The organism is Enterobacter sp. A8 (assembly GCF_004296595.1).
Lineage (GTDB): Bacteria > Pseudomonadota > Gammaproteobacteria > Enterobacterales > Enterobacteriaceae > Enterobacter > Enterobacter cloacae.
Genome location: NZ_SCMF01000004.1, coordinates 247,195 through 271,573 on the forward strand (window position 1 = coordinate 247,195; position 24,379 = coordinate 271,573).

The window sequence follows — 24,379 nt, forward strand, 5'->3', positions numbered from 1 at the left end:
AGACGAGGGCAGAAGGGGAAAATGCCGGTTTCACGCCGCGTTGCAAGACTAACGTATTAAACGCGGCGTGTTGTGGCAGGAAATGGGGCCAATCAGGAGATGAAATTAACGCCTTGTTTCAGCACCAGATCGCAGGCTTTGGTTTTCACCTGTTTCGCCAGAGATGAGTTGCCAAGGGTGCTCAGATTCAGCTGCTGACCATTTTGCGCGTTCAGCAGACCCTGAATGCCGTCCATGTAGTTGGTGTCGGCTTTCTGCTCCTGGGTGTCCAGACCCAGCTTACCGAGCACCTGGTTTTTCACATTTTGCGCATCAGTCACGGAAGCCAGCTTTTGCTTCGCACAGTATTCCAGGATGCCTGCTGCGTTGTTCATGGTGCCGGCACTCAGACTCTGGGAGCTATTGCCCAGCAGGCTGGTGAGGGAAGAGGCTGACAGCCCGCCCTGAGTGCTGCCGCTCTCTTTGGTGAGTTCGCTGGCGGCGCTGGAGAGGGACTCCTGCCATGACGCGGCATGGGCCATGCCGGTGACCAGCAGGGCGCCTAAAAGTGTGCTGAAAAGAATCTGTTTTTTCATAATGGCTTTCTCAAAAAGGTCCGTTTTGGGCCGGAAGGGGTCCAGTATATACCTCCGCTCCGGCGGCGATTCATGGAACTGTCTTAATACTCTTTACCGGTGACGCGGCTGCGATAGCTTTCCCAGTCAAAGATGACGTAGAGGCTGTTGCCCAGCTTCATGCGATCCATCACGCGCTCGCCCAGTAAGCGGGTCATCTCGTCGATATTGTGGTTGGTCAGCATGCCGGTGGGACGCTTGGAAGAAGAGCGGCGATCGACAATCTGGTTAATGATCACCTTTTCATAGCGGGATTCGGTTTGAACACCAATCTCGTCAATAACCAGCAAATCCACATTGCTCAGATCGTTAAGCAGCTGCTCTTCGCTGGTTTCACGGTTGCTGAAGGTATCTTTCATGGCAGACATGATATCGGCCACGGTAATGATTAACACCGATTTCCCGCGCAGAAGCAGTTCGTTGCAGATGGCGGCGGCCAGGTGGTTTTTACCGGTACCGGGCTTACCGCTGAAGATAAAGCTGGCGATGTTGCCGTCGAATTCGTCCACGTACTGCCGGGCGGCGGCCAGGGCGTTCATCTGCCCGTGGGTCTCAATTTTATAGTTATCGAATGAGCAGTTCTGATGCAGGGGGCGAATACCGGAGCGGTTAAAGGTACGCTGCATTTTCATCGCCCGGTTTTCACGGGCGAGGGCGGCAGCGCGGATCTCACCCTGTTCTTTTTGCCACGCCAGAAGTTCTTCACCCGTTGTGAAGGCAGGCTTCACATTGGCTGGCATCATCTTTTGCAGTCGTTTCATCAGGTCGCCGACGTTTTTCATTTCGCACCTCGGAATCCATTAGGGATCTGTTTATCCGGTTCTGAAAAAGCGTTGATATCGCGTTTTGGCTGGCCGTTATTGCTGGCGCGGTTAATTTGCAGATGGCGGGCGAGCTTTTGCTGCCACTGAATGTGGGTAAAGACTTTGCCTTCTGCCTGCCACCAGGCAATAAAGGCGGCAAGCTCCTCAGGGGTAGCCGGTTGCGTCAGCGCAATGCCCCACAATGCCGCCTGCCGCTGAAAATCCACATCCGGATGCCAGCCCGCGTACAGGGCAAATTTCCCCATCGGTACCGTGACGGGGGCGTTACCCGGCTCTTCAAAGAACTGGTTATCGAGCGTGACGTCACTTGCCGGGCGCGACAACCGCGCTTCTATCTCCAGAAGCTGCGCCAGACGCTCCGGGGTGAGGGCGTAAAACGCCGGGGCGTTGTCGGCCAACACTGCAAGCGTGCCGCCTTCGGCGTGCGTCAACACACCGCGGGGATCGCGCATAAAGGCATCAATACCAGCAATGCTGGTGGTCAGAATTCTGGAGGACATAACGCTTTCTCTACTGATTACTACGGGCGTGATATGGGCTTATGGTAGCACAGAGAGGATGAGGGAATGGAGGGGATTTCCCCGGTGGCGCTGCGCTTACCGGGGCTACAGTCGTAGGCCTGATAAGCGCAGCGCCATCAGGCATTTATCACGCGATGATATTCAGGGTCACGTCGATGTTGCCGCGGGTCGCGTTAGAGTACGGGCACACAATGTGCGCCGCATCCACCAGTTTTTTGGCTTCTGCAGGATCCATGCCTTCAACGTGAATGTTCAGTTTGGCTTCGATACCAAAACCGGTTGGCAGTGGACCAATGCCCACTTCACCTTCAATGAAGGCCTCTTTTGGCAGCGTAAATTTGTCGCGCGCAGCCACAAATTTCATCGCCCCCAGGAAACAGGCAGAGTAGCCGGCAGCAAACAGCTGTTCAGGGTTGGTCACTTCGCCCCCCATGCCGCCCATCTCTTTTGGCACACCCAGTTTGACGTCCAGGACGCCATCGGAAGAGGTTGCGCGGCCGTCACGGCCTCCGGTCGCTTTTGCTTTGGCAGTGTAGACAACTTTTTCTAAAGACATGGCAGGTTCCTCATCTTACGTTGGTGTGTGCTATTAAATAGCACACGATGTATTTGGGTAAATAAATACGCGTAAAGTATAGCCTTACGCGTGATGTAACTGATGTCGCAAAAGTTCAAGCTGCTGCTTGAGTGCCAGCATGGTGTCAGTGTCACATTGCGCTGCGCATCCCACCGCGTGAGGGATCCCGGAGGCCTGCTGCTGCAGCTCACGTCCCGCATCGCTCAGCGTGACGGCAACCTGGCGTTCGTCTTTACGCGAACGCTGACGGTTGATCAGCCCGGCGCTTTCCAGACGCTTCAACAGCGGCGTCAGGGTGGCAGAGTCAAGAAACAGCCGCTCACCGATGTCCGACACCGTAATGTCATCCTGCTCCCACAGTACCAGCATCACCAGGTATTGCGGGTAGGTCAGGTTAAGCGGCGCCAGCAGTTGCCGGTACAGCTTGTTAAGCGCCAGGTTTGCCGAATAGAGGGCAAAACAGAGCTGGTTATCCAGCAGAAGCGCGTTGGTGGTGTCGTTCGTTTTTGCGTTCATGAGTTGAATATAGATAGTGCGCGATATAATTGCAAGCAATTTTATGGACAGGTATAACGAAGCGCCACCTGAACGGCCATTTTCCGGTAGTGCTGGCGCTGAGACTGCTCGTCTGCTCCCTCTTCAAACAGCAGCGTAAAGGTGTAGCTGTTGGCAACATAGTGGAAGCTGAAGCTGCTGATCAGGCGGTGAAGATCCCGCGGGTCAACAGACTGGCTGAACAGCTGCTTTTCTTTTCCGCGCCGCAGGATATCGTCGAGCAGATCGAGCGCGCTGCGGTTGACCTGGCGCAGGTAGCTGGATTGCTGCATAAAGCGACCACGCTGCATGTTCTCCATGCAGATAATACGAATGTAATCCGGGTGGTCTGCGTGGTAGTCAAAGGTGGCTTCCACCAGGTGCACCAGCGCTTCAACCGGCGGTATGTCTGCAAGGCTGAGCGCTTTTTCACTGGCGCGGATCCGGGTGTAGACGTACTCAAGAACGAGAAGGTAAAGATTTTCTTTGTTCTTAAAATGGTAAACCACCATCCGTTTAGTGGTGCCTGCTTTCTCTGCGATCTGCTCCATGCGGGCGCCGTTCAACCCATATTCGGCAAAAAGGGCGATAGCGCTCTGAAAGATTTTTTCCTTCAGGCTGGATTCTTCACTGTGCTCCGGGAGTTCGCTGCCAGGGTTTGCCACATCCTTTCCTTATCGTCACTAAACGGAATAGAAAGATTATCCCCATGGCAGCGAAATAACACAAACATCAAACGCGCGGGCGTTTGCGGTAAAGCCACAGTCCCGGGATCGACAACCCGATCGAGAGTGCGCCAACAATAGATGAGGCCTTAAGAAAGTTGCTCAGAAGCAGGATCATTTGTGGCTCGGTGTAGCCAAAGTGGCTGATTTTTACCGCTGAAATCATGGCCGTATAGGCTGAAATGCCGGGGAACATCGGGATGACGGCCGCGACGGTGAACACCTTAGGGTGCGCCAGATACCAGCGCGACCACTGAATACCAATGCTGCCGACCAGCATGGAGGCCATAAAAGTTGACCACTCGATGTTAAAACCAGCGGTCATCATGATCATTCTCGAGCCATGACCGATGGCGCCCAGCAGCGCACACCATGGCAAAGCGCGCTGCGGGACGTTGAAGACCATCGCAAAGCCGACGGCGGGAATGGCGGCCAGGATCATGTCCTGCATCAGTGCCAGCAGAAACGTTATCACGCCCATCCGCGTAACCCCCACAGCGTCATGGCCATCACTACGCCGATACAGGTTGCCAGCGTAAGCAGGCTGGCAATCGCCCAGCGCGCCAGACCGGTATTGATGTGCCCTTTAAACATATCGGCAACGGCGTTAATCAGCGGGAAGCCCGGAACCAGCAGGAGCACGCTGGCGGCCATGGCGATGGTGGGTGTGTTGGCAAACTGTGGCAGGCGCAGCAGCAGCCCCGACACCGTGGTGGCAACAAACGCGGTGATGCAGAAGTTAATTTGTGGGTGCAACTGCCGGTGCGTCAGTACCTGGCGTACATACATGGCGATGCTGCTGGCGCAGAAGGTCACGAACGCGCCGTCCCAGCCCCCTTTATTGAGCTTACAAAAACAGGCGCACGATAACCCCACCATCAACACCACCAGCCAGCGCGGATAACGTAGGGGTTTAATTTGGTTGAACCGTTTTTCTATCTCTTTCAGGTCGAGTAGCTTATGTTCAGCCAGAATGACGATGTGCTGCACTTCGGTTACCACATGCATATTAATGCCGCGGTCGTGGTTTTTACGGGTAGAGGTGAGGCACTGGCCATCTTTGATGGTGGTCAGCACGATAGCGTTCGATGAAATCGCGCTTTCGACGCTATCCATCCCCAATGCCAGCCCCAGACGCGTCGAAAGCTCCTCGACCAGGGCGCTTTCCGCCCCGTGCTGGAGCAGGAAAAGTCCGCACTGAATACACAGCCGCGTGGTGGCACGCTGCATCGATATTTCTGCCTGCATGTAGTGTCCCGAAGTGTTGGTGAGTCGCTTGCCTGTTGGCCCCTGATGCTTACTTTTAGCACAGAGTGCGGTATCCCTTGCTCTGGGTCAGATCAAGATTCCTGCAAACAGTTGCAGCCCGGTTCGCGAAAGAGAATGAGGTTTAAATATAAATGCGATGAATTTATATGAGTAGAAATATAGAATATTTATATTAAGTTATTCTTATTTTATATTTTCATTATTTTAATGCTCTTGCAATTAAATTTAATTGCGCTTTGTGAGATATTAGCGTTGTTTTAGGCCTTTCTTAAGCTAAGAACATATCTCATCTTCTGCTTGTATTAATCAGTCTACACTCAGGGACGAAAAAACATAAATCTTGATGCGTTTAGACGCTACTCATCAAATGAAAAATGGACACGGAGGGTCTATGTTGTCATTGAATGGTAAACATGGCGTAGTTATTAGCAGGGTACCCGTTATGCAAAACGGGTTAGGCAGCGTTATGGCAAACCATTTCCCAGAATTTGAATTGACTTATTGTCGTTCGCTGCAGGAGTTAACGTTACTTCAGCTTCGCCGGGCTAATGTCATTATTGCTGATATTTCAGGTGAATACAGGAAACCCCGGGGAACGTTAGAAGAATATTACAACTTACTGAACCAATACCGGGATATTCACTGGATTTTTATGGTCTCTCGTCCCCTTTATCCCATTGCAGTGGAACTGCTTATGCGCCCGGAAAGCACGTTGCTTTCTGAAATGGAACCGATTGAAGGCGTGATTAATGCTATTCGTGCAGGTAGCGAGCGGGCGGAGCGGATAAGCCAGACGTTATTGTCTCCTGAACCCGCCGAGGCGGAAACCGAAGACGAACCGTTTGTTGCGCTGACCCACTCTGAACGCAAAGTGTTACGCCTGCTAGGTAAGGGCTGGGGAATTAACCAAATTGCTACCTTGCTCAAGAAGAGCAACAAAACGATCAGTGCGCAGAAAAACAGTGCGATGCGACGGTTGTCGCTGCGCAGCAATGCCGATATGTACGCCTGGATTAACAGTGCACAGGGAATGAGAGAGCTGAGTTTAATGTCAGCCTATGGAGAGTATGAGGAATGGAAAAAACCGATACACCAGGACATATCGCTGTCATCGAAAATTGCACAATGAGTGCCGTTGGGCTGCAGCATCTTTTTGCGATGCCGATGCTCAGCCATTATCGACTGCACCTCTTCAGTCAGTTCGAAAGCTTTAAAAAGGCGCTGACCAACATCTCTTTTTTCTCGGTGATCTATTCGCTCTCGGATGCGCGTGAAGAGCGTCGTAACTGCCTGGCTTCCCTGCGGGATCTCGCTTTCACCCATAGCGATATTCAGCGAATTGTACTTGCGTCTGATGACATGGAAGCGCGCCTGATAAGCCATCTGTCGCCTTCTCGTCTGCATGGCATTGTGAGTAAATCGGTACCGCTGAGCCACCTGCAGGAGGAGCTGGTGGTGCTATTGAGAGAGACGCATCATATCAATGACAATATGCTAAGCCACTGGTATGTCAATCAAAACAGATTGTTAAGCCCAACGGAGCGGGCGATATTGCGGTATATGTCTTTCGGGTTTTCCATTCCTGAAATCGCGACACAACTTGAACGCAATATTAAAACCATCCGCGCGCACAAGTTTAATGCGATGGTGAAACTGGGGGTGAATTCTGACGTAGGGTTGCTTGATGCGGCGGATATTCTTACCCATCTTCCGGCAAGAGACATGCGCTGTTCGGTGTCGGGCTCGCCGGCATTTTTATAATCGGTGATTTTTTGATACGCCAGATACATTCTGGCACATCAATTAAATGCATACATCGACCCACTTTGCGGACGTCAGCTCAGCCATCCGGTCTGGAGAAATGCGTACGGCGCTGTGGATGGCACCTGCAGCGGGCAGCACTTCCGCGTACTGTTTTAACGAAATATCGCAGTAAACAGAAAGTGGGTTTTCCAGCCCGAACGGACAGACTCCCCCGACGGGATGGCCTGTAATCGTCACCACTTCATCACTACTGAGCATGCGCGCTTTTGCACCAAAGGTATCTTTCAGTTTTTTGTTGTCCAGACGCGCATCGCCTTTCGCCACTACCAGAATCACCTCATTTTTTACTTTTAGCGATAACGTCTTGGCGATTTGTCCCGGCTCAACGCGATGAGCGGCAGCAGCCAGCGCAACGGTCGCGGTACTCTGACTCAGTTCAATGATTTCTATATCCGGCGCGTTGTCGGCAAAAAACTGCTGTACAGACTGCAAACTCATTGTTTCCTCCTGACAAATATCCTGCGTAATCTGTCATAAGAATTTATCTGCTGTAAATATCTCTTAAGTAACAAATATCCTACATGGCCGATTTCTGGATCGCCTTCACATTCACAGAAACCGGTTACAGTAACCGGTTGCAGAGCGTGAATCAGAGATTAATACTGAGGACGTAACGTCCCCTGTATCCAATAATAAGAGCACATTATGAAACCATTCCGTCTGAGCAGTACCGCTGGTACACGAGCCAGCAAGGTTGTGAAGCTGATTTATGGAACAACGTGTGGCGTGAAAGCGCCCGTATCGAACGTCTGACAGGAGATCTGCTATGTCTGCCAACCATGCTGCGTTTAATCTGATATTCCGTTTCGTTGAAAATTACGTCAGTCCCATTGCCGGGCGGATCTCTTCCCAGCGTCATGTTATGGCTATCCGCGACGGGTTTATCTCCGCGATGCCCTTCATGATTGTCGGTTCATTTTTGTTAGTGTTTGCTTACCCACCGTTTTCGCCAGACACCACCTGGGGCTTCGCGCGCGCCTGGCTGGACATGGCAAAGCAATTTGAAGGCCAGATCCTGACGCCGTTCGATATGACGATGGGCATTATGTCCATTTATATTTGTGCGGCCATTGCCTATAACCTCGGCAAACACTATGTGAAATCGCATCAGTTAGATCCGTTCATGTGCGCCATGCTGTCGCTGATGGCGTTTCTGTTGGTGGCTGCACCTAAGACCAAAGGCACGCTGCCCGTAGACAGCCTGGGAGGCACGGGGATCTTTACTGCGATTCTGGTAGCAATCTACTGCGTTGAGATGATGCGTTTCCTCAAAGCGCACAATATCGGTATCCGTCTGCCGGACCAGGTTCCTCCGATGATCAAAAACTCCTTTGATCTGCTGATCCCGGTGCTGGTGGTTGTACTGACGCTCTATCCGCTGAGTTTGTTGATTCAGTCTCAGTTTGGCATGCTGATCCCGCAGGCCATTATGTCAATCTTCAAACCGCTGGTTTCCGCTGCGGATTCTCTGCCTGCCATCCTGCTGGCGGTGTTGATTGGTCATTTACTGTGGTTCGCAGGGATCCACGGGGCGGCAATTGTCTCCGGGATGCTGCAGATGTTCTGGCTGACCAATCTCGGGGCTAACCAGACCGCCCTGGCGGCAAGCCAGCCTCTTCCCCATATCTTTATGGAAGCGTTCTGGACGTTCTTTATCGTGATTGGGGGCTCGGGGGCGACAATGGGGCTGGTGTTCTGCTACCTGCGCAGCCGTTCAGCGCATCTGCGCTCAATCGGACGTCTGAGCGTGGTGCCGAGCATCTTTAACATCAACGAACCGGTCATCTTTGGTACGCCGATCGTCATGAACCCGGTGTTCTTTATTCCGTTCCTGCTGGCGCCGATGGTCAACGCCGTGCTGGCCTGGGCGGCAATGAAGTTTGATTTGATAAGCCGCGTGATCTCTGTTGTGCCATGGACAGCACCCGCGCCTGTGGGTGCCGCATGGGCGCTGGGCTGGGATTTCCGCGCGGCCATTCTGGTAGTGGTGCTTGCGTGTGTCTCCGCCATCATCTACTTCCCGTTCTTTAAAGTGTACGAGAAGCAGCTGCTGGAGCAGGAAGCGGAAGAAGCGCAGCGTAATGCTGAAGCGGAAAATCAGCAGGTGGCCTAGGTAAAAGCAAAACGGCAACATAAGTTGCCGTTTTTAGTGTTTGTTCCCTCTCCCTGTGGGAGAGGGGCAGGGTGAGGGCATCAGGCCGGGTACGACTACTTCAGCGTACAATCCCCGCACTGCTGAATGTCCGGCAGGCGATAGCGCTGGCAGCAAGTGCGGCGCACCAGAAGCCCGTCACGCGGCACCACGGTACGGAATAACGGGTTATCGCGGCCATCCGCAAGCTGTTTCGTAAAGAACAAGGACTGACGCAGGGCATCCACCTTCTCATCACCGAGCAGGGGCTTCATTTCCGTCAAATACCAGTGGATTAAATAGCCGGTATTACTCCAGATAAGCTTCCCATTGATCTCACCTGTCTCTTCCAGAGCATTCACCACCGGCATAAGGGCGCGGGTCACGAGCCGCTCCATCCGCTGCGTGGCAGAAAGATGCATGGCCGTTGGGTCTTCGTGAAGATCGATCCAGAAGCAGGCCGCACGCCCCGTCTCGTGGAACTCAACGTGAAAATACTCCGGGGAGAGATCCAGCATGGTCTCCTGGGTGAGCAATGCCAGCATGAGCGGAGGCGCCATCAGGCCGATGTACCATTGCGCCCAGAGAGAGAGCAGGGGCTTATTTTCCCGCGTAAGGGTGGGTTGATTGCGATAGATATGGTCAGAATAGGTTGCCAGCAGCGACTGGCGTTTTGCCGGCTGCTGCCACTGTGCCAGTGTCATGGCGTGGTGCGGATGCGGCTCATCCAGTTTGATAAAGTCCAGCAGATGGGCTCGGGTTGCCGCTATCTTTTCGCGTATGGCTTCCGCAAGCGAAGAGTCTCCCGTGGTGAGACGGGCTCGCCAGAGGAGGGGTTCAACAGTCTGTACGGTATGAGTGGCCATAATAGATAGAAATCTAAATGATAATGATTGCCAATCCTAACTATTGCTCATACCGATGGCAAGACTTTTGTCCTGGAGAGAGAATGCTGTGCTTAAACCGCCTGTAGCTCTTCGCTGAGCAGAATGTTATTCCGCCCAAGATGCTTTGCTTCGTAGAGGGCTTTATCTGCTTTTTCCAGCGCGCCTTCTGCGTCTTCATTCTCAAAAATGGCAATACCAATGCTGATGGTGACGTTAGTCGCGACGCGCTCATTGAACATGTGGGGGATTTTTAAGTCGTACACTTTCTGACGAATGCGCTCTGCCGTCTGGCGGGCATGTTCCAGCGAGATGTTCGTCAGCAGTACCATAAACTCTTCCCCGCCAAACCGCGCAACAATATCCCGCGAGCGTACGGCATCACGAATGGCTGCCGAGACACGGATTAACGCCTGGTCACCCATCATATGGCCGTAGTGGTCGTTATAGGCCTTGAAGTGATCGATATCCATTAGCAGGACAAAATGTTCGCCGTTTTCTACCGCAGGCAGATTCTCCAGTCGGCTTTGCAAGCCGCGACGGTTATACAGGCCGGTAAGTGGATCCATCATGCTGAGATCGGTCAGGGTTTCTCGTTCTTCCAGTAACCGGGAGAGGAGCTCCTGAGCGAAGCGATCGTTACGTCTTTGTAGTACGTGGTGAACGCCGATAGCTACGACCGGAAGAATGAAAGAGTAGATCATTCTCAACCAGTGTTCAGAGGGGCTTAACCACAGGCAGACAATAAATGCGGGTAATGAGTGGAGCGTAAACGCTTTGATATTAATGGCGAATGCCAGCGAACCGATAAAAAGCACCGTTAATAGCGCCATGATCAAATATGTCGCCCGATCGTGCGTAATTAGCGAAAATTTTGAGGCGATTTGCCAGGCCCATAAAATACCGAATATCGCTGAAACCACAGGAATATTTATCTTGCGGGTACACTTTTGCCAGTGCCAGAGCAGCAATCCGGTGCTGAGCGTAAAAATAGCCAGCAGGGGGAAAGATAACAGCTGAACAGAATAGAGCGGATTTGTTACCGAGAACACCGCTGAGGTTGCGTTCAAAAATAAAAATAAACGTAACGATAATTGATATTTGCTGTTGACCAAAGACCGCCAGGATTGTGATGTCATAGTAGTGCGTTTTTATTAAAATTTAATTAAAACAGATAAATGGGTGTTGTTTCGCAATAATGGAAGCAAAAAAAATCAACGAGTAATTATCAGAGAAACTTTATGAGTAGTTAACAGGTGGGCAATTTATCACCTTAAACAATGCCTGTCATTACGGGAAAGGTAAACGGCCACGGTTTTTAATTATCGGTGCTGACAAATGATAATGCTTGTCATATGATATTGGTTATCATTATCGATTCGAAAGGGCAAACCATGTTGAACCGGGTGTTAGGAAGTGGTTGGGGGGTATTACTGCCGGGAGCCATCCTCGGCGGTCTGATGTTTGCCGATCTCTCCATTGAACTCTGGAAAGCCATCATCGTGTCAGGGTTGCTGATGTCCTCAGCCATGATCTGGCATAAGCAATTACGGCACTTTGTTTTGTTGCCATCATGCGTCGCGCTGGTCAGTGGAATTCTGGTGATACTGATGAGTTTGAAATAACAGGGAATAATATGAAGGACTTCAGAGGGGATGCAAGATAATTGGTGCGAGGGGGGGGACTTGAACCCCCACGTCCGTAAGGACACTAACACCTGAAGCTAGCGCGTCTACCAATTCCGCCACCTTCGCACAGTTATCTTACTTTTTGATATCGCCTCGTTGGTGCGAGGGGGGGGACTTGAACCCCCACGTCCGTAAGAACACTAACACCTGAAGCTAGCGCGTCTACCAATTCCGCCACCTTCGCCCAGTGCGAGCAATATCAACGTGATTTATGGTGCGAGGGGGGGGACTTGAACCCCCACGTCCGTAAGGACACTAACACCTGAAGCTAGCGCGTCTACCAATTCCGCCACCTTCGCATACCATCGATACTGTAAAAGTATCGTAACCACGGAGGCGCATTCTAGATGTTTTGAGCTTTACGTCAATAGAAAAATGCGCGCGTTGTTTTGATTGCTGCAAAAATGGCCGGAGGGGGATGGCCCTTCTCCGGCAAACAATACCCGTGGACTACTTTTTAGCCTGGCGCGTCATCACGGTACGGTAGACCTTAAAACGGCCTGTTTGCGCGATAACTTCATGGAAGCCGAAGGTTTCATCCAGCACTTTTGGGTACGGCAGAAACGCGTTGGCGACGATCCTCAGTTCCCCCCCGCTGTTCAGGTGACGTACAGCGCCACGGATCAGCGTTTGCGCTGCTTCAAGGCTGGTTTCGATGCCATCGTGGAACGGCGGATTTGAAATAATCATGTCGAACCGACCGGTAACGTCCGAGAAGACGTTGCTGGCGAAGACATCCCCTTCGAAGCCGTTTGCGGCAAGCGTCGCACGGCTGGCTTCAACTGCTGGCGCGCTGACGTCACAGAGCGTCAGGCGGACTTTTGGTGAGTGGCTTGCCAGCACCGTGGCCAGTACCCCTGCACCGCAGCCTACGTCCAGCACTTTGCCTTTGGTGTGCGGCGTCAGCGTGGAGAGCAGCAGCTTACTGCCCACGTCCAGCCCGTCACGGCTGAAAACGCCCGGCAGGGTTTTAATGGTCAGGCCATCAAGCTGATACGCATCCCAGTATGTCCCGGCATCAAAGGAAGGCTGGTTTTCCAGACGACCATGATACAGGCCGCAGCGACGGGCGCTGTCGACTTTATTGAGCGGGGCGTACGCTTCCAGCATCTGCTCTGCGCTTCGCACGCCGCTGCGGTTCTCACCGACCACGAAAATATCGCACCCGACCGGCAGCAGAGAGAGCAGATTCATCAGCTGGAACTGCGCTTCCGGTTTGTTCTTCGGCCAGTAGTAGATCAGCGTGTCGCAGTCAGCAACATCACTCTGTTCCGCCACCAGGCTAAAGCGTGCGCGCTCGCCCATCTGGCGGCTCAGCACCTGCCAGTGGTGGTAGTATTGGGTATGGGCACGGCTTTCAGCACAGTCGAAACGCGCGGGCAGGTCATCCTGCATATCTCCGGCAAACAGAATACGGCTTTCTTCGAAATCATCACTGTGACGCAGCAAGACTTCACTTGCCGGGGTAAATGCAGACATGAATTGTTCCTCAATAAACTCAGGCGGGGATTATAGTAGGTAGATGGCGCACTTTCGACACATTTGCTATATTTGCGCGCCTGAGAGACAGGAGTTTTCGCTATGACATCCCGACGTGACTGGCAGTTGCAGCAGCTGGGTATCACCCAGTGGGCCTTGCGTCGCCCGACGGCGTTGCAGGGGGAAATCGCCATCGCCATCCCTGCGCACGTGCGTCTGGTGATGGTGGCGGAAGAACTGCCTGCCCTGAATGATGCCCTGATTGGTGATGTCCTTCGCAGCCTGAAGCTGACGGCCGACCAGGTTTTACAGCTGACGCCGGACAGGGTCGCCATGCTTCCTCCTGACAGCCATTGCAACTGCTGGCGAATGGGCGAGACAAACGACATATCCCTTTCCGGGAGCCAGATCAGCTCCCCCGTGCTGGAAGAGCTGAAAGCCAACCCAAAAGCGCGAAGCGCGCTATGGCAACAAATCTGCGAATATGAACACGATTTCTTCCCTCACGACGCCTGATCTGCCTGCGGCGTATGCGATTGAAACACGCGCCCATGCGTTTCCGTGGAGCGAAAAGACACTCGCCAGCAATCAGGGCGAACGGTATCTGAATTACCGCCTGGACGTTGACGGCACCCTGGCCGCATTTGCGATAACCCAGGTCGTTCTGGATGAGGCCACGCTGTTTAATATCGCGGTGGATCCCGCGTTTCAGCGCCGTGGGCTGGGAAGAGAACTGCTTACGCATCTCATTCGTGAGCTCGAAACCCGTGACGTTTTCACCCTGTGGCTGGAGGTGCGCGCGTCAAATGTCGCCGCCATCGCGCTCTATGAAAGCTTAGGCTTTAACGAGGCGACAATTCGCCGTAACTACTACCCGACCGCAGAGGGACGTGAAGACGCCATTATTATGGCTCTGCCGATTGGATAACGAAAAATAAGGTTGTAACGATGAAATGGGACTGGATTTTCTTTGACGCCGACGAAACGCTCTTTACGTTCGATTCGTTCGGTGGTCTACAGCGGATGTTTTTGGACTATAGCGTGACCTTCACCGCTGAAGATTTTCAGGACTATCAGGCGGTGAATAAACCGCTGTGGGTGGATTACCAGAACGGTGCCATCACCGCGTTACAACTGCAGCACCAGCGTTTCGATGTCTGGGCCGAACGGTTAAATGTGAGTCCAGGCGCGTTAAACGAGGCATTCCTCAATGCGATGGCCGATATCTGCGCCCCGCTGCCGGGGGCGGTTTCCCTGCTTGATTCGCTGAAAGGCAAGGTCAAACTGGGGATCATCACCAACGGTTTTACCGCGCTGCAGCAGATTCGCCTTGAGCGCACGGGCCTGCGCGATCATTTCGACGCGCTGGTGATCTCAGAAGAGGTGGGCGTGCCGAAGCCGGATCCACGTATTTTTGATTATGCACTGGCGCAAGCCGGCAACCCCGATCGCGACCGTGTGCTGATGGTGGGTGATACCGCGGAGTCGGATATTCTGGGCGGCATGAATTCTGGTCTGTCGACCGTCTGGTTGAATGCGCATGGCCGCATGAAGCCAGAAGGTATTGAGCCAACCTGGACCGTAACGTCGTTGAACGAACTGGAGCAGCTCCTGTGTAAACAATGATTGCCTGCCCCCCATTGATGGGTAAAATAGCCGCATTTTTCGTATTCCATGATGCGCGGCCTGCTGTCGCGCTTATATAAGAAGATTTGATTATGACGTTGTCTCCTTATCTGCAAGAGGTGGCCAAACGCCGCACTTTTGCCATTATCTCGCACCCGGATGCCGGTAAAACCACCATCACCGAGAAGGTGCTGCTGTTCGGACAGGCCATCCAGACCGCCGGTACCGTAAAGGGCCGTGGCTCCAGCCAGCACGCAAAATCTGACTGGATGGAGATGGAAAAACAGCGTGGTATTTCGATTACCACCTCCGTGATGCAGTTCCCGTATCACGACTGCCTGGTGAACCTGCTGGACACCCCAGGCCACGAAGACTTCTCCGAAGATACCTACCGTACGCTGACGGCGGTGGACTGCTGCCTGATGGTGATCGACGCCGCAAAAGGTGTAGAAGACCGTACCCGTAAGCTGATGGAAGTGACCCGTCTGCGCGATACGCCAATCCTCACCTTTATGAACAAACTCGACCGTGACATCCGTGATCCGATGGAGCTGATGGATGAAGTGGAAAACGAGCTGAAGATTGCCTGTGCGCCCATCACCTGGCCAATTGGCTGCGGTAAATTGTTCAAAGGGGTTTACCACCTTTATAAAGACGAAACCTATCTGTATCAGACAGGTAAAGGCCACACCATTCAGGAAGTGCGCATCGTGAAAGGTCTGGATAACCCGGATCTGGACGCCGCGGTGGGTGACGAGCTGGCTGCACAGCTGCGTGACGAGCTGGAGCTGGTGAAAGGGGCATCTCATGAGTTCGATAAAGAGCTGTTCCTGAGCGGCGAAATTACCCCGGTCTTCTTTGGTACCGCTCTGGGTAACTTCGGCGTCGACCATATGCTCGACGGTCTGGTGGAGTGGGCGCCGCAGCCGATGCCACGTAAAACCGACACCCGTGAAGTGGAAGCGAAAGAAGAGAAGTTCACCGGCTTCGTCTTTAAAATTCAGGCTAATATGGACCCGAAACACCGTGACCGCGTGGCCTTTATGCGCGTGGTGTCCGGCAAGTATGAAAAGGGTATGAAGCTGCGTCAGGTGCGTATCGGTAAAGATGTGGTGATCTCCGACGCGCTGACCTTCATGGCGGGCGACCGTTCGCACGTGGAAGAAGCGTATCCGGGTGACATTATCGGTCTGCATAACCATGGCACCATCCAGATCGGCGATACCTTCACGCAGGGCGAAATGATGAAGTTCACCGGGATTCCGAACTTCGCGCCAGAGCTGTTCCGCCGCATTCGCCTGAAAGATCCGCTGAAGCAGAAACAGTTGCTGAAAGGGCTGGTGCAGCTTTCCGAAGAGGGTGCTGTGCAGGTCTTCCGTCCAATCGCGAATAACGATCTGATCGTGGGTGCGGTGGGTGTGCTGCAGTTCGACGTGGTGGTTGCGCGTCTGAAGAGCGAATACAACGTGGAAGCGATTTACGAATCGGTCAACGTGGCGACCGCGCGCTGGGTTGAATGTGCTGACGTGAAGAAATTCGAAGAGTTCAAGCGTAAGAACGAAGTTCAGCTGGCGCTGGATGGCGGTGATAATCTGACCTATATCGCCCCAACCATGGTTAACCTGAATCTGACGCAGGAACGTTATCCTGACGTACAGTTCCGCAAAACGCGCGAACACTAATCCCCTCTCAGAGCACGGCAGCCGCCGTGCTCTTCTTTATTTCCTGTCTTATTAGTCCCTTGCGGAATGTTCTTAATTCATCGCATTTTCGCGCTTTTTGCTCGTTTTTTGCCCGAAACTGAAAGCACCTCTGTGAGAGTGATCTATATTTAACTCAGTGTTTAGCTCCGGGCGTGGATGAATAAACTGTTCAATGCATGACTTTAGGTTCTCCATTTTGCCCGTGTGTCTATTCGCAATATATAAAACTACTAAGGAAGTATGTAGCCCGAATAACGGGCAAAACACAGGAATACATCGATGAATATGACAAGACTGAAGATTTCTAAAACTCTGCTGGCGGTGACATTGGGTAGCGTTCTGGTAAGCGGCTCCGCTCTGGCGGAATCCAGCACCATGGATAAAGCGCAAAACACCGCTAATACCGCAGGGGAAAAAATCGATAGCTCTATGAATAAAGTCGGTAATTTCATGGATGACAGCTCAATCACAGCAAAAGTGAAAGCCGCGCTGGTAGATGATGAAGCTATCAAGAGCACCGATATTTCCGTAAAAACCGAGCAAAAAGTTGTCACCCTGAGTGGCTTTGTTGAAAGCCAGGCCCAGGCCGAACAGGCGGTCAAAGTGGCGAAGGGAGTTGAAGGCGTTGCGTCTGTAAGTGACAAACTGCACGTCCGTGACAGCAAAAACGCGTCGGTGAAAGGCTATGCAGGCGATGCCGCTACGACCAGCGAAATCAAAGCTAAACTGTTAGCTGACGACATCGTGCCATCGCGTAAAGTCAAAGTGGAAACCACCGACGGTGTGGTTCAGCTTTCCGGTACGGTAGATTCTCAGGCGCAAATTGACCGCGCCGAATCCATTGCGAAAGCGATTGATGGTGTGAAAAGCGTTAAAAACGATCTGAAAACGAAGTAAACCTGCACGATTCGCCCGACAGGCCAGCCCTGCGGGCGAAATAAAAATGACTCTGGAAAAACGCCGGTGAGTGACCTGAGCGCTCATATTTAGCGGCCGACATTAACTATGGTAAAGGAGAGGCTTATGTTTCGTTGGGGCATTATATTTCTGGTTATCGCGTTAATTGCCGCCGCTTTGGGCTTTGGCGGACTGGCGGGTACAGCGGCCTGGGCAGCTAAAATTGTCTTCGTTGTCGGTATCATCCTGTTCCTGGTGAGCCTGTTTACGGGACGCAGACGTCCGTAGCAAACGCAATATTCCTTAAACAAAAAAAAGCCAGTCGTGATGACTGGCTTTTTCTTATTTGCGTTGCTGGTCGGGTGCGTTACTGTGGAGAGAGAAAATAATCAAAACAGGAAAGCAGAGGTGGGGCAACGAATTCCCGTTACGCTCGGCAATATTACGCCGCTGACGTTAAAACCGTTTCGTGCTGGTCAACTTGCGCTGGTTTGCGAGGGGGGCGGGCAGCGCGGCATTTTTACCGCCGGCGTGCTGGATGAATTTATGCGCGCGCAATTCAACCCGTTTGACCTTTACTTCGGCACGTCTGCCGGGGCGCAGAACCTGTCTGCCTATGTCTGTAACCAGCCTGGCTACGCGCGAAAAGTCATTATGCGCTACACCACGGCGAAAGAATTTTTTAACCCGGTGCGCTTCGTGCGGGGCGGCAACCTGATCGATCTCGACTGGCTGCTGGAATCCACCTCCAGCCAGATGCCGCTGGCGATGGATACCGCCGCACGCCTGTTTGATAGCGGCAAAGCGTTCTGGATGTGCGCCAGCCGGGGCGATGATTATTCCCCGGGCTATTTCTCTCCGCAAAAAGAGAACTGGCTGGATATCATCCGTGCCTCCAGCGCCATTCCCGGTTTTTATCGGACCGGCGCGCTGCTGGACGGCATCAGCTATCTCGACGGCGGCATCAGTGACGCGGTGCCGGTGCAGGAAGCGGCCCGGCGGGGGGCAAAAACCATTGTGGTGATCCGCACTGTGCCGTCGCAAATGTACTACACGCCGCAGTGGTTTAAACGGATGGAGCGCTGGTTGGGCGACAGCAGTTTGCAGCCGCTGGTGAATATCGCGAAGCAGCATGAAACCACCTACGGCGCGATGCAACGCTTTATCGAAAAACCGCCGGGTAAGCTGCGTATTTTTGAAATTTATCCGCCGAAACCGCTGGTCAGTATGGCGCTCGGCAGCCGTGTTCCCGCGCTGCGTGCAGATTATAAAACGGGGCGACTGTGCGGACGCTACTTCCTGGCGACGGTTGGAAAAATGCTGGCAGAGCAACCGCCGCTGCACCGGCACAAACACATTATTACGCCGCCTGCGATTGTGGCTAACGATCCGCTGACCGTGCCGCTGGTGGATGTCCCGCAGGCGAATGACGCTTTACTGGATAACGAGGATCTGGCGTGACGCACCGTTTTGTTGATACCCACTGCCACTTTGATTTTCCGCCGTTTACGGGGGACGAGACGCAGAGCATTGAGCGCGCCGCTCAGGCGGGTATCCACGCGATGATTGTGCCTGCAATCGAAGTGGACAGATTCGAGCGCGTGCTTGATCTCGCCCGCCGCCATGATGCGCTGTATGCCGCACTGGGTCTGCATCCTATAGTGATAGAACACCATCTGGACGAACATCTCGACGTACTGGATGCGGCGCTGCAAACCCGCGAAAACAAACTGGTCGCGATGGGTGAGATCGGCCTCGATCTCTATCGCGATAATCCGCAGTTTGAACGCCAGCAGACGATCCTTGATGCCCAGCTCAGGCTGGCAAAGCGTCACGATCTGCCGGTGATCCTCCACTCACGACGTACGCACGACAAACTGGCGATGCACCTGAAACGCATCGATCTGCCGCGAAAAGGAGTGGTGCACGGTTTCTCCGGTAGCTTGCAGCAGGCGCAGCGTTTTATTGAACTGGGCTATAAGATTGGCGTGGGCGGTACCATTACCTATCCCCGGGCCAGCAAAACACGCGACGTAATGGCACAGTTGCCGCTGTCTGCTCTGTTACTGGAAACGGATGCTCCTGATATGCCATTAAACGGTTTTCAGGGACAGCCGAACCGCCCGGAACAGGCGGCACGCGTGTTTACCACGCTGTGTGAACTGCGTGAGGAGCCGGAAACGGAGATTGCAGATGCGCTGCTGGAAAATACCCGCGCGCTGTTTGGCATCACGCTATAGGTAAAGTGCCGGGCGGATCACCGTGATGTGCTGTTTTTCGAGCGCCAGCGCCAGCGGCTCGATGTCCTCCGGTGTAGCGCTGCGCCATGACGCCGCCTCGCCGTAAACCCCGTGCGCGTGAAACGCGTTAATGCGTACCGGCACATTCCCCAGCCCGAGGATAAATGTTGTCAGGGGCTTAAGATGCTCCAGATAATCGCACTGCTCAGGGATCATCAGTAAACGCAGTTCCGTCAGCCGCTGATGCTGCGCCAGCCAGCGAATGCTTTGCTTAATCTGCGGGTTTTCGCGTCCGGTCAGCACGCGGTGATGTTCGTTTCCCCACGCCTTGAGATCCACCATCGCGCCATCCAGTACCGGCAGCAGTCTTTGCCAGCCGGTTTCCCCCAGCAGACCGTTACTGTCCACCAGACACGTAAGGTGGCGCAGGGCGGGATCCGTTTTGATCGCCGTGAACAGGGCGATCAAAAACGGCAACTGGGTAGTGGCTTCGCCGCCGCTCACGGTAACCCCTTCAATAAAAGGGGCGGCTTTACGGACCTGCGCGAGGATCTCTTCCACGCTCAGGTGCTGCGCCATTGGCGTTGCCTGCTGCTGGCACAGATGCAGGCAGGTATCGCACTGCTGGCACCGACTCTCCTGCCACCAGACGCGCCCGGCCTGAATGTTCAGTGCATCGTGCGGGCAGTGGGGCACGCAGTCGCCGCAGTCGTTGCAGCGCCCGATGGTCCACGGGTTGTGGCAGGTTTTACAGCGCAGGTTACAGCCCTGCAGGAAGAGGGCCAGGCGGCTGCCCGGCCCGTCCACGCAGGAGAAGGGGATAACCTGACTAACTAAAGCGCATCTGCTGTTCATGGCTGACCACGCGCGGCTGACGTTCCAGAATGCGGGTATTGCGTGCGGCTTCTTCGCCAAGCCAGGTGGTATTGGTGCGCGATCCGGCTTCGCGATACTGTGCCAGATCCGACAGCCGCACCATATAGCCGGTCACGCGCACCAGATCGTTACCGGCTACGTTGGCGGTAAATTCCCGCATACCGGCCTTAAACGCCCCCAGGCACAGCTGCACGACCGCCTGCGGATTGCGTTTTACCGTCTCATCCAGCGTTAGAATGTCGCTGATCCCGGCGGAGTAGTGCGGGTGATGCGGCGCCACGGCCAGCAGATGAGTGATGGGATCCGGCTCGTCGCCGTACGGCAGACGCGCACCCGGAGTGGTACCGACATCTGAACTTATTCCCGACTGTGCATGGAGCATCGCACGCTGTTTCCAGCCGTATTTCACCGGCGTGTTTTCCACAAACGCCGCCAGCTGCTCGCTGATGCGATAGCCCAGCGCGTTGGCCTGCTCGCTCATCCCGTAACGGCCGTCGATACCCGCTTTTTCGCAAAGCGTATTCACTGCCTCTGCCATGCCGTACATGCCAAACATCGGTACAAAGCGATCGGCATCAATCAGCCCCTCTTTCACCAGGAAGCTATTCTCAAAGAAGCCGGATTGTTGATAGAGAAACGCGCAGCGGGCATCAATGATGGCCATTTGTTGCTGGCAGTAGTGCGGCAACATACGCGTGAAGAAATCGTCGGGTGACGCGCTGTGTTCAGCAATCGCCCGCAGATTGAGGCGGACCAGCGTACTGCCGCCGCCCGCCAGCGGCAGCGAGTTGTAACAGCTCACGATGCCATAGCGGCCTTTTGTGAAAATTTTATCATTCACCGGGCCATGGGAAATATGCGGTTTGCTGCATTCACAGATATTTTTTGCCACCTCAAGCAGGAGATCGTCCGGCGTCACGTCCGGGTCATAAATAAACGTCAGATTCGGTGCAGCCTGCTTCAATTCTGCATCGGCACGCAAAATGGCGCGGGTGATGGGGGTATCTGCCGGACCGATGTTGACGTGCGTAAAGGCGTCCGGCAACGTTCTGTCGAGATAGCGCCAGAAACGTTTTATTCGGCTATCGATCGCTTCTTGTGTTAGAATTCTAACATAGGGTTGCAGTAAGGCATCAAGGTGACCGAGATAGACCGGCATTGATGTTACTGAAGGCACATGATGGTAGAGAATGGTTAACAGCGAGAGCGCGTCATCCAGATCTTTCGCCCCCTCCAGCTCCAGCCATTCTGAACCTTTAGCCAGAAACGTTGCGTAATCCGGCAGAACATAACGGGGTTTATAGGGCGCGTGGCCTTCAAACATGTCGCAGATAAATCCCTTGTCCAGCGCGGCACGAGCCGCCTCAGGAAGTGCCGGATAAGGCAGATTGTTTTCCGCTTCCAGCGCCAGAAAATGACGTTTCTGTTCCGGGGTTAACACCGGGCTTGTCACAATGTGCTGGCAACGTTGTTGCAGGGCGTCGGGGCTGGCGTGGGGCATGTTCGCTTCCTTGATTGTTCTGCGGATGATGAACGGATTGTAGGAAGCCATCCTGTCAGGGCTTTTGATCTGACGAGGGGAATCGCTGCATTCGTCAGCAGTTCACGCATAAAATTTTGAATCAGATCTCATTACAGTAATGCAAATTTGTACGTAGTTTTCATTAACTGTGATGAATGTCGAAGTGTGAATGCGGGTGGATGTTAGAATACTCACAGACCCGCAAGGTAAAATTGATACGGCACCGCCGTTGGAGAATGTTATGACCGATTTAACTGCAAGCAGCCTGCGCGCGTTGAAACTGATGGACCTGACCACCCTGAACGATGACGACACCAATGAAAAAGTCATCGCCCTGTGTCATCAGGCGAAAACGCCAGTGGGCAACACTGCCGCTGTCTGCATCTATCCGCGCTTTATCCCGATTGCCCGCAAAACGCTGAAAGAGCAGGGTACCCCGGACGTGCGCATTGCAACCGTAACTAACTTCCCGCACGGCAACGACGATATCGAGATCGCGCTGGCGGAAACCCGCGCGGCGATTGCCTACGGCGCAGACGAAGTTGACGTGGTATTCCCGTACCGTGCGCTGATCGCGGGCAACGAGCAGGTGGGCTTTGACCTGGTGAAAGCCTGTAAAGACGCCTGCGCGGCGGCAAACGTGCTGCTGAAAGTGATCATCGAAACCGGCGAACTGAAAGAAGAAGCGCTGATTCGTAAAGCGTCCGAAATCTCCATCAAAGCCGGTGCGGATTTCATTAAAACCTCTACCGGTAAAGTGCCGGTGAATGCGACCCCGGAAAGCGCGCGCATCATGATGGAAGTGATCCGCGATATGGGCGTGTCCAAAACTGTGGGCTTTAAACCGGCGGGCGGTGTGCGTACTGCGGAAGACGCGCAGCAGTTCCTGGCGATTGCCGACGAGCTGTTCGGCGAAGAGTGGGCGGACTCACGTCACTACCGCTTCGGCGCGTCCAGCCTGCTGGCAAGCCTGCTGAAAGCGCTGGGTCATGGCGACGGTAAGAGCGCCAGCAGCTATTAAGTTTGAATTGCCGGGTGGCGCTACGCTTACCCGGCCTACAGGATCGTGGTCGGGTATATCGTACCCGCCATCATTCACCCGATTCCTCATGGGGGTTACCGTGTTTCTCGCACAAGAAATTATTCGTAAAAAACGTGATGGTCATGCATTAAGCGACGAAGAGATCCGCTTCTTTATCAACGGCATTCGAGATAACACCATCTCAGAAGGGCAGATTGCAGCCCTGGCGATGACCATCTTCTTCCACGATATGTCGATGCCTGAGCGTGTCTCGTTGACCATGGCGATGCGAGATTCAGGAACCGTACTGGACTGGAAGAGCCTCAACCTCAACGGCCCGATTGTCGACAAACACTCCACCGGCGGCGTAGGCGATGTAACGTCTCTGATGCTCGGCCCCATGGTGGCGGCCTGCGGCGGTTATATCCCGATGATCTCCGGGCGCGGCCTGGGACACACCGGCGGTACGCTCGACAAACTGGAAGCCATTCCGGGCTTCGATATCTTCCCGGATGACAACCGCTTCCGCGAAATTATTAAAGACGTTGGCGTGGCGATCATCGGCCAGACCAGCTCGCTTGCCCCGGCAGACAAGCGCTTCTACGCAACCCGCGATATCACCGCAACCGTTGACTCCATCCCGCTGATCACCGCCTCTATTCTGGCGAAGAAACTGGCAGAAGGGCTGGACGCGCTGGTAATGGACGTAAAAGTGGGCAGCGGCGCGTTTATGCCAACCTATGAACTCTCTGCTCAGCTTGCTGAAGCGATCGTTGGCGTTGCCAACGGCGCAGGCGTGCGCACCACCGCACTGCTGACGGACATGAATCAGGTGCTGGCCTCCAGCGCCGGTAACGCCGTCGAAGTGCGCGAAGCCGTTCAGTTCCTGACAGGCGAATACCGCAACCCACGACTGTTCGACGTGACCATGGCGCTGTGCGTCGAGATGCTGATTTCAGGCAAACTGGCGAAAGACGACGCTGAAGCGCGCGCGAAGCTGCAGGCGGTGCTGGATAACGGCAAAGCGGCAGAGATCTTTGGCCGCATGGTTGCGGCGCAAAAAGGCCCGACCGACTTCGTGGAAAACTACGCGAAATACCTGCCGACCGCGACGCTCAGCAAAGCCGTTTATGCCGATAGCGAAGGTTTTGTCTCTGCTATGGACACCCGTGCACTGGGTATGGCGGTGGTCTCGATGGGCGGCGGCCGTCGTCAGGCATCGGACACCATTGATTACAGCGTTGGCTTTACCGATATGGCCCGTCTGGGCGACAGCGTTGACGGAGAACGTCCGCTGGCGGTGATCCACGCCAAAGACGAAGCCAGCTGGCAGGAGGCGGCGAAGGCGGTGAAAGCGGCTATTACGCTTGCGGATAAAGCACCAGAAAGCTCGCCTTCGGTCTATCGTCGTATCACCGAATAGC

General features: G+C 53.9%; 28 protein-coding genes and 3 tRNA genes. 14 read left to right on the forward strand and 17 right to left on the reverse strand.

The genetic code is table 11. The annotated features are described in order from the left end of the window. Nucleotides 1–92: 92 nt before the first annotated feature. The 8 genes from EQV24_RS16835 to EQV24_RS16870 all read right to left on the reverse strand — a co-directional run bounded on the left by EQV24_RS16835 (nucleotide 93) and on the right by EQV24_RS16870 (nucleotide 5,043). Nucleotides 93–575 (reverse strand): DUF2501 domain-containing protein, encoded by a 483-nt coding sequence (locus EQV24_RS16835; protein ID WP_013095460.1) that lies wholly within the window; start codon nucleotides 573–575, stop codon nucleotides 93–95. Between the two features lie 83 nt (nucleotides 576–658). Then, on the reverse strand, nucleotides 659–1,396 hold the full coding sequence (dnaC, locus tag EQV24_RS16840) for a DNA replication protein DnaC (RefSeq protein ID WP_023620778.1): 738 nt from the start codon (nucleotides 1,394–1,396) through the stop codon (nucleotides 659–661). Continuing rightward, nucleotides 1,393–1,938: a primosomal protein DnaT gene (gene dnaT, locus EQV24_RS16845; RefSeq protein WP_014830554.1), complete on the reverse strand. Its 546-nt coding sequence runs from the start codon at nucleotides 1,936–1,938 to the stop codon at nucleotides 1,393–1,395. The genes dnaC and dnaT overlap by 4 nt, the downstream gene beginning before the upstream one ends. 148 nt (nucleotides 1,939–2,086) lie before the next feature. Continuing rightward, a complete protein-coding gene (locus tag EQV24_RS16850) occupies nucleotides 2,087–2,515 on the reverse strand; it encodes an organic hydroperoxide resistance protein (protein ID WP_013095463.1) in 429 nt (142 codons plus the stop codon). Between the two features lie 84 nt (nucleotides 2,516–2,599). Next, nucleotides 2,600–3,052 (reverse strand): MarR family transcriptional regulator, encoded by a 453-nt coding sequence (locus EQV24_RS16855; protein WP_013095464.1) that lies wholly within the window; start codon nucleotides 3,050–3,052, stop codon nucleotides 2,600–2,602. A 41-nt stretch (nucleotides 3,053–3,093) separates the two neighbouring features. Then, nucleotides 3,094–3,735 carry a TetR family transcriptional regulator gene (locus tag EQV24_RS16860; RefSeq protein ID WP_045902512.1) on the reverse strand — a complete coding sequence of 214 codons (642 nt, stop codon included), beginning with the start codon at nucleotides 3,733–3,735 and terminating at the stop codon, nucleotides 3,094–3,096. A gap of 67 nt (nucleotides 3,736–3,802) precedes the next feature. Continuing rightward, nucleotides 3,803–4,276: a threonine/serine exporter gene (locus EQV24_RS16865; RefSeq protein ID WP_013095466.1), complete on the reverse strand. Its 474-nt coding sequence runs from the start codon at nucleotides 4,274–4,276 to the stop codon at nucleotides 3,803–3,805. Next, a complete protein-coding gene (locus EQV24_RS16870; protein WP_029882175.1) occupies nucleotides 4,267–5,043 on the reverse strand; it encodes a threonine/serine exporter ThrE family protein in 777 nt (258 codons plus the stop codon). The genes EQV24_RS16865 and EQV24_RS16870 overlap by 10 nt, the downstream gene beginning before the upstream one ends. 412 nt (nucleotides 5,044–5,455) lie before the next feature. Between EQV24_RS16870 and EQV24_RS16875 the strand changes: the two genes are divergently transcribed. Both EQV24_RS16875 and bglJ read left to right on the forward strand, forming a co-directional pair. Next, on the forward strand, nucleotides 5,456–6,193 hold the full coding sequence (locus tag EQV24_RS16875) for a LuxR C-terminal-related transcriptional regulator (RefSeq protein WP_020688833.1): 738 nt from the start codon (nucleotides 5,456–5,458) through the stop codon (nucleotides 6,191–6,193). Continuing rightward, nucleotides 6,190–6,825 (forward strand): DNA-binding transcriptional activator BglJ, encoded by a 636-nt coding sequence (bglJ, locus tag EQV24_RS16880; RefSeq protein ID WP_130626895.1) that lies wholly within the window; start codon nucleotides 6,190–6,192, stop codon nucleotides 6,823–6,825. Before EQV24_RS16875 ends, bglJ begins: the two co-directional genes overlap by 4 nt. A 42-nt stretch (nucleotides 6,826–6,867) precedes the next feature. Here the strand turns inward: bglJ and EQV24_RS16885 are convergent, their stop codons facing one another. Continuing rightward, nucleotides 6,868–7,326, reverse strand: coding sequence for a YbaK/EbsC family protein (locus EQV24_RS16885; RefSeq protein ID WP_013095474.1), 459 nt, complete (start codon nucleotides 7,324–7,326; stop codon nucleotides 6,868–6,870). A 328-nt stretch (nucleotides 7,327–7,654) separates the two neighbouring features. Between EQV24_RS16885 and EQV24_RS16890 the strand changes: the two genes are divergently transcribed. Beyond that, entirely contained in the window at nucleotides 7,655–9,001 is a 1,347-nt protein-coding gene (locus tag EQV24_RS16890; RefSeq protein ID WP_013095475.1) for a PTS cellobiose transporter subunit IIC, read from the forward strand. A 95-nt stretch (nucleotides 9,002–9,096) separates the two neighbouring features. Here the strand turns inward: EQV24_RS16890 and fhuF are convergent, their stop codons facing one another. Further along, complete coding sequence (gene fhuF / locus EQV24_RS16895) at nucleotides 9,097–9,885, reverse strand: siderophore-iron reductase FhuF (RefSeq protein WP_130626865.1); 789 nt, start codon at nucleotides 9,883–9,885, stop codon at nucleotides 9,097–9,099. Nucleotides 9,886–9,977: 92 nt separating this feature from the next. Further along, a complete protein-coding gene (locus tag EQV24_RS16900) occupies nucleotides 9,978–11,042 on the reverse strand; it encodes a GGDEF domain-containing protein (protein ID WP_038418641.1) in 1,065 nt (354 codons plus the stop codon). Between the two features lie 216 nt (nucleotides 11,043–11,258). Between EQV24_RS16900 and EQV24_RS16905 the strand changes: the two genes are divergently transcribed. Then, a complete protein-coding gene (locus EQV24_RS16905) occupies nucleotides 11,259–11,528 on the forward strand; it encodes a DUF1435 domain-containing protein (RefSeq protein WP_013095478.1) in 270 nt (89 codons plus the stop codon). Nucleotides 11,529–11,570: 42 nt separating this feature from the next. Here EQV24_RS16905 and EQV24_RS16910 read toward each other — a convergent pair. The 4 genes from EQV24_RS16910 to rsmC all read right to left on the reverse strand — a co-directional run bounded on the left by EQV24_RS16910 (nucleotide 11,571) and on the right by rsmC (nucleotide 13,070). Next, nucleotides 11,571–11,657, reverse strand: a tRNA-Leu gene (locus EQV24_RS16910). A 31-nt stretch (nucleotides 11,658–11,688) separates the two neighbouring features. Then, a tRNA-Leu gene (locus tag EQV24_RS16915) sits at nucleotides 11,689–11,775 on the reverse strand. A 28-nt stretch (nucleotides 11,776–11,803) separates the two neighbouring features. Further along, nucleotides 11,804–11,890 (reverse strand) — tRNA-Leu (locus tag EQV24_RS16920). A 151-nt stretch (nucleotides 11,891–12,041) separates the two neighbouring features. Beyond that, nucleotides 12,042–13,070, reverse strand: a complete 1,029-nt coding sequence (gene rsmC / locus EQV24_RS16925) for a 16S rRNA (guanine(1207)-N(2))-methyltransferase RsmC (RefSeq protein WP_013095479.1) — start codon at nucleotides 13,068–13,070, stop codon at nucleotides 12,042–12,044. Nucleotides 13,071–13,172: 102 nt separating this feature from the next. On the opposite strand from rsmC, the gene EQV24_RS16930 reads away from it, so the two are divergent. From EQV24_RS16930 to EQV24_RS16965, 8 genes are all read left to right on the forward strand, one after another. Further along, nucleotides 13,173–13,586 carry a DNA polymerase III subunit psi gene (locus EQV24_RS16930; protein ID WP_013095480.1) on the forward strand — a complete coding sequence of 138 codons (414 nt, stop codon included), beginning with the start codon at nucleotides 13,173–13,175 and terminating at the stop codon, nucleotides 13,584–13,586. After that, nucleotides 13,555–13,998 carry a ribosomal protein S18-alanine N-acetyltransferase gene (gene rimI, locus EQV24_RS16935; protein ID WP_013095481.1) on the forward strand — a complete coding sequence of 148 codons (444 nt, stop codon included), beginning with the start codon at nucleotides 13,555–13,557 and terminating at the stop codon, nucleotides 13,996–13,998. Before EQV24_RS16930 ends, rimI begins: the two co-directional genes overlap by 32 nt. A 20-nt stretch (nucleotides 13,999–14,018) precedes the next feature. Further along, on the forward strand, nucleotides 14,019–14,696 hold the full coding sequence (yjjG, locus tag EQV24_RS16940) for a pyrimidine 5'-nucleotidase (RefSeq protein WP_045292816.1): 678 nt from the start codon (nucleotides 14,019–14,021) through the stop codon (nucleotides 14,694–14,696). A gap of 92 nt (nucleotides 14,697–14,788) precedes the next feature. Then, nucleotides 14,789–16,378, forward strand: coding sequence for a peptide chain release factor 3 (prfC, locus tag EQV24_RS16945; protein ID WP_023621922.1), 1,590 nt, complete (start codon nucleotides 14,789–14,791; stop codon nucleotides 16,376–16,378). 300 nt (nucleotides 16,379–16,678) lie between these two features. Further along, nucleotides 16,679–17,296, forward strand: a complete 618-nt coding sequence (osmY, locus tag EQV24_RS16950; protein WP_013095484.1) for a molecular chaperone OsmY — start codon at nucleotides 16,679–16,681, stop codon at nucleotides 17,294–17,296. A 126-nt stretch (nucleotides 17,297–17,422) separates the two neighbouring features. Next, the gene (locus tag EQV24_RS16955) at nucleotides 17,423–17,584 is read left to right on the forward strand and encodes a DUF1328 domain-containing protein (protein ID WP_003856556.1); all 162 of its coding nucleotides are present in this window, start codon (nucleotides 17,423–17,425) and stop codon (nucleotides 17,582–17,584) included. A gap of 120 nt (nucleotides 17,585–17,704) precedes the next feature. Further along, nucleotides 17,705–18,757 carry a patatin family protein gene (locus EQV24_RS16960; protein ID WP_130626866.1) on the forward strand — a complete coding sequence of 351 codons (1,053 nt, stop codon included), beginning with the start codon at nucleotides 17,705–17,707 and terminating at the stop codon, nucleotides 18,755–18,757. After that, nucleotides 18,754–19,536: a TatD family hydrolase gene (locus EQV24_RS16965; protein ID WP_023621924.1), complete on the forward strand. Its 783-nt coding sequence runs from the start codon at nucleotides 18,754–18,756 to the stop codon at nucleotides 19,534–19,536. Before EQV24_RS16960 ends, EQV24_RS16965 begins: the two co-directional genes overlap by 4 nt. On the opposite strand, the gene EQV24_RS16970 is transcribed toward EQV24_RS16965, so the two are convergent. Next, entirely contained in the window at nucleotides 19,531–20,391 is an 861-nt protein-coding gene (locus EQV24_RS16970) for a YjjW family glycine radical enzyme activase (RefSeq protein WP_130626867.1), read from the reverse strand. The two genes, EQV24_RS16965 and EQV24_RS16970, sit on opposite strands and share 6 nt — an antisense overlap. Continuing rightward, on the reverse strand, nucleotides 20,366–21,913 hold the full coding sequence (locus EQV24_RS16975; protein WP_020684445.1) for a YjjI family glycine radical enzyme: 1,548 nt from the start codon (nucleotides 21,911–21,913) through the stop codon (nucleotides 20,366–20,368). Before EQV24_RS16975 ends, EQV24_RS16970 begins: the two co-directional genes overlap by 26 nt. Nucleotides 21,914–22,175: 262 nt before the next feature. Between EQV24_RS16975 and deoC the strand changes: the two genes are divergently transcribed. Together deoC and deoA are read left to right on the forward strand one after the other, a co-directional pair. Beyond that, nucleotides 22,176–22,955, forward strand: coding sequence for a deoxyribose-phosphate aldolase (deoC, locus tag EQV24_RS16980; protein WP_013095489.1), 780 nt, complete (start codon nucleotides 22,176–22,178; stop codon nucleotides 22,953–22,955). Between the two features lie 100 nt (nucleotides 22,956–23,055). Further along, nucleotides 23,056–24,378 carry a thymidine phosphorylase gene (deoA, locus tag EQV24_RS16985; protein ID WP_013095490.1) on the forward strand — a complete coding sequence of 441 codons (1,323 nt, stop codon included), beginning with the start codon at nucleotides 23,056–23,058 and terminating at the stop codon, nucleotides 24,376–24,378. Nucleotide 24,379: the final 1 nt, after the last annotated feature.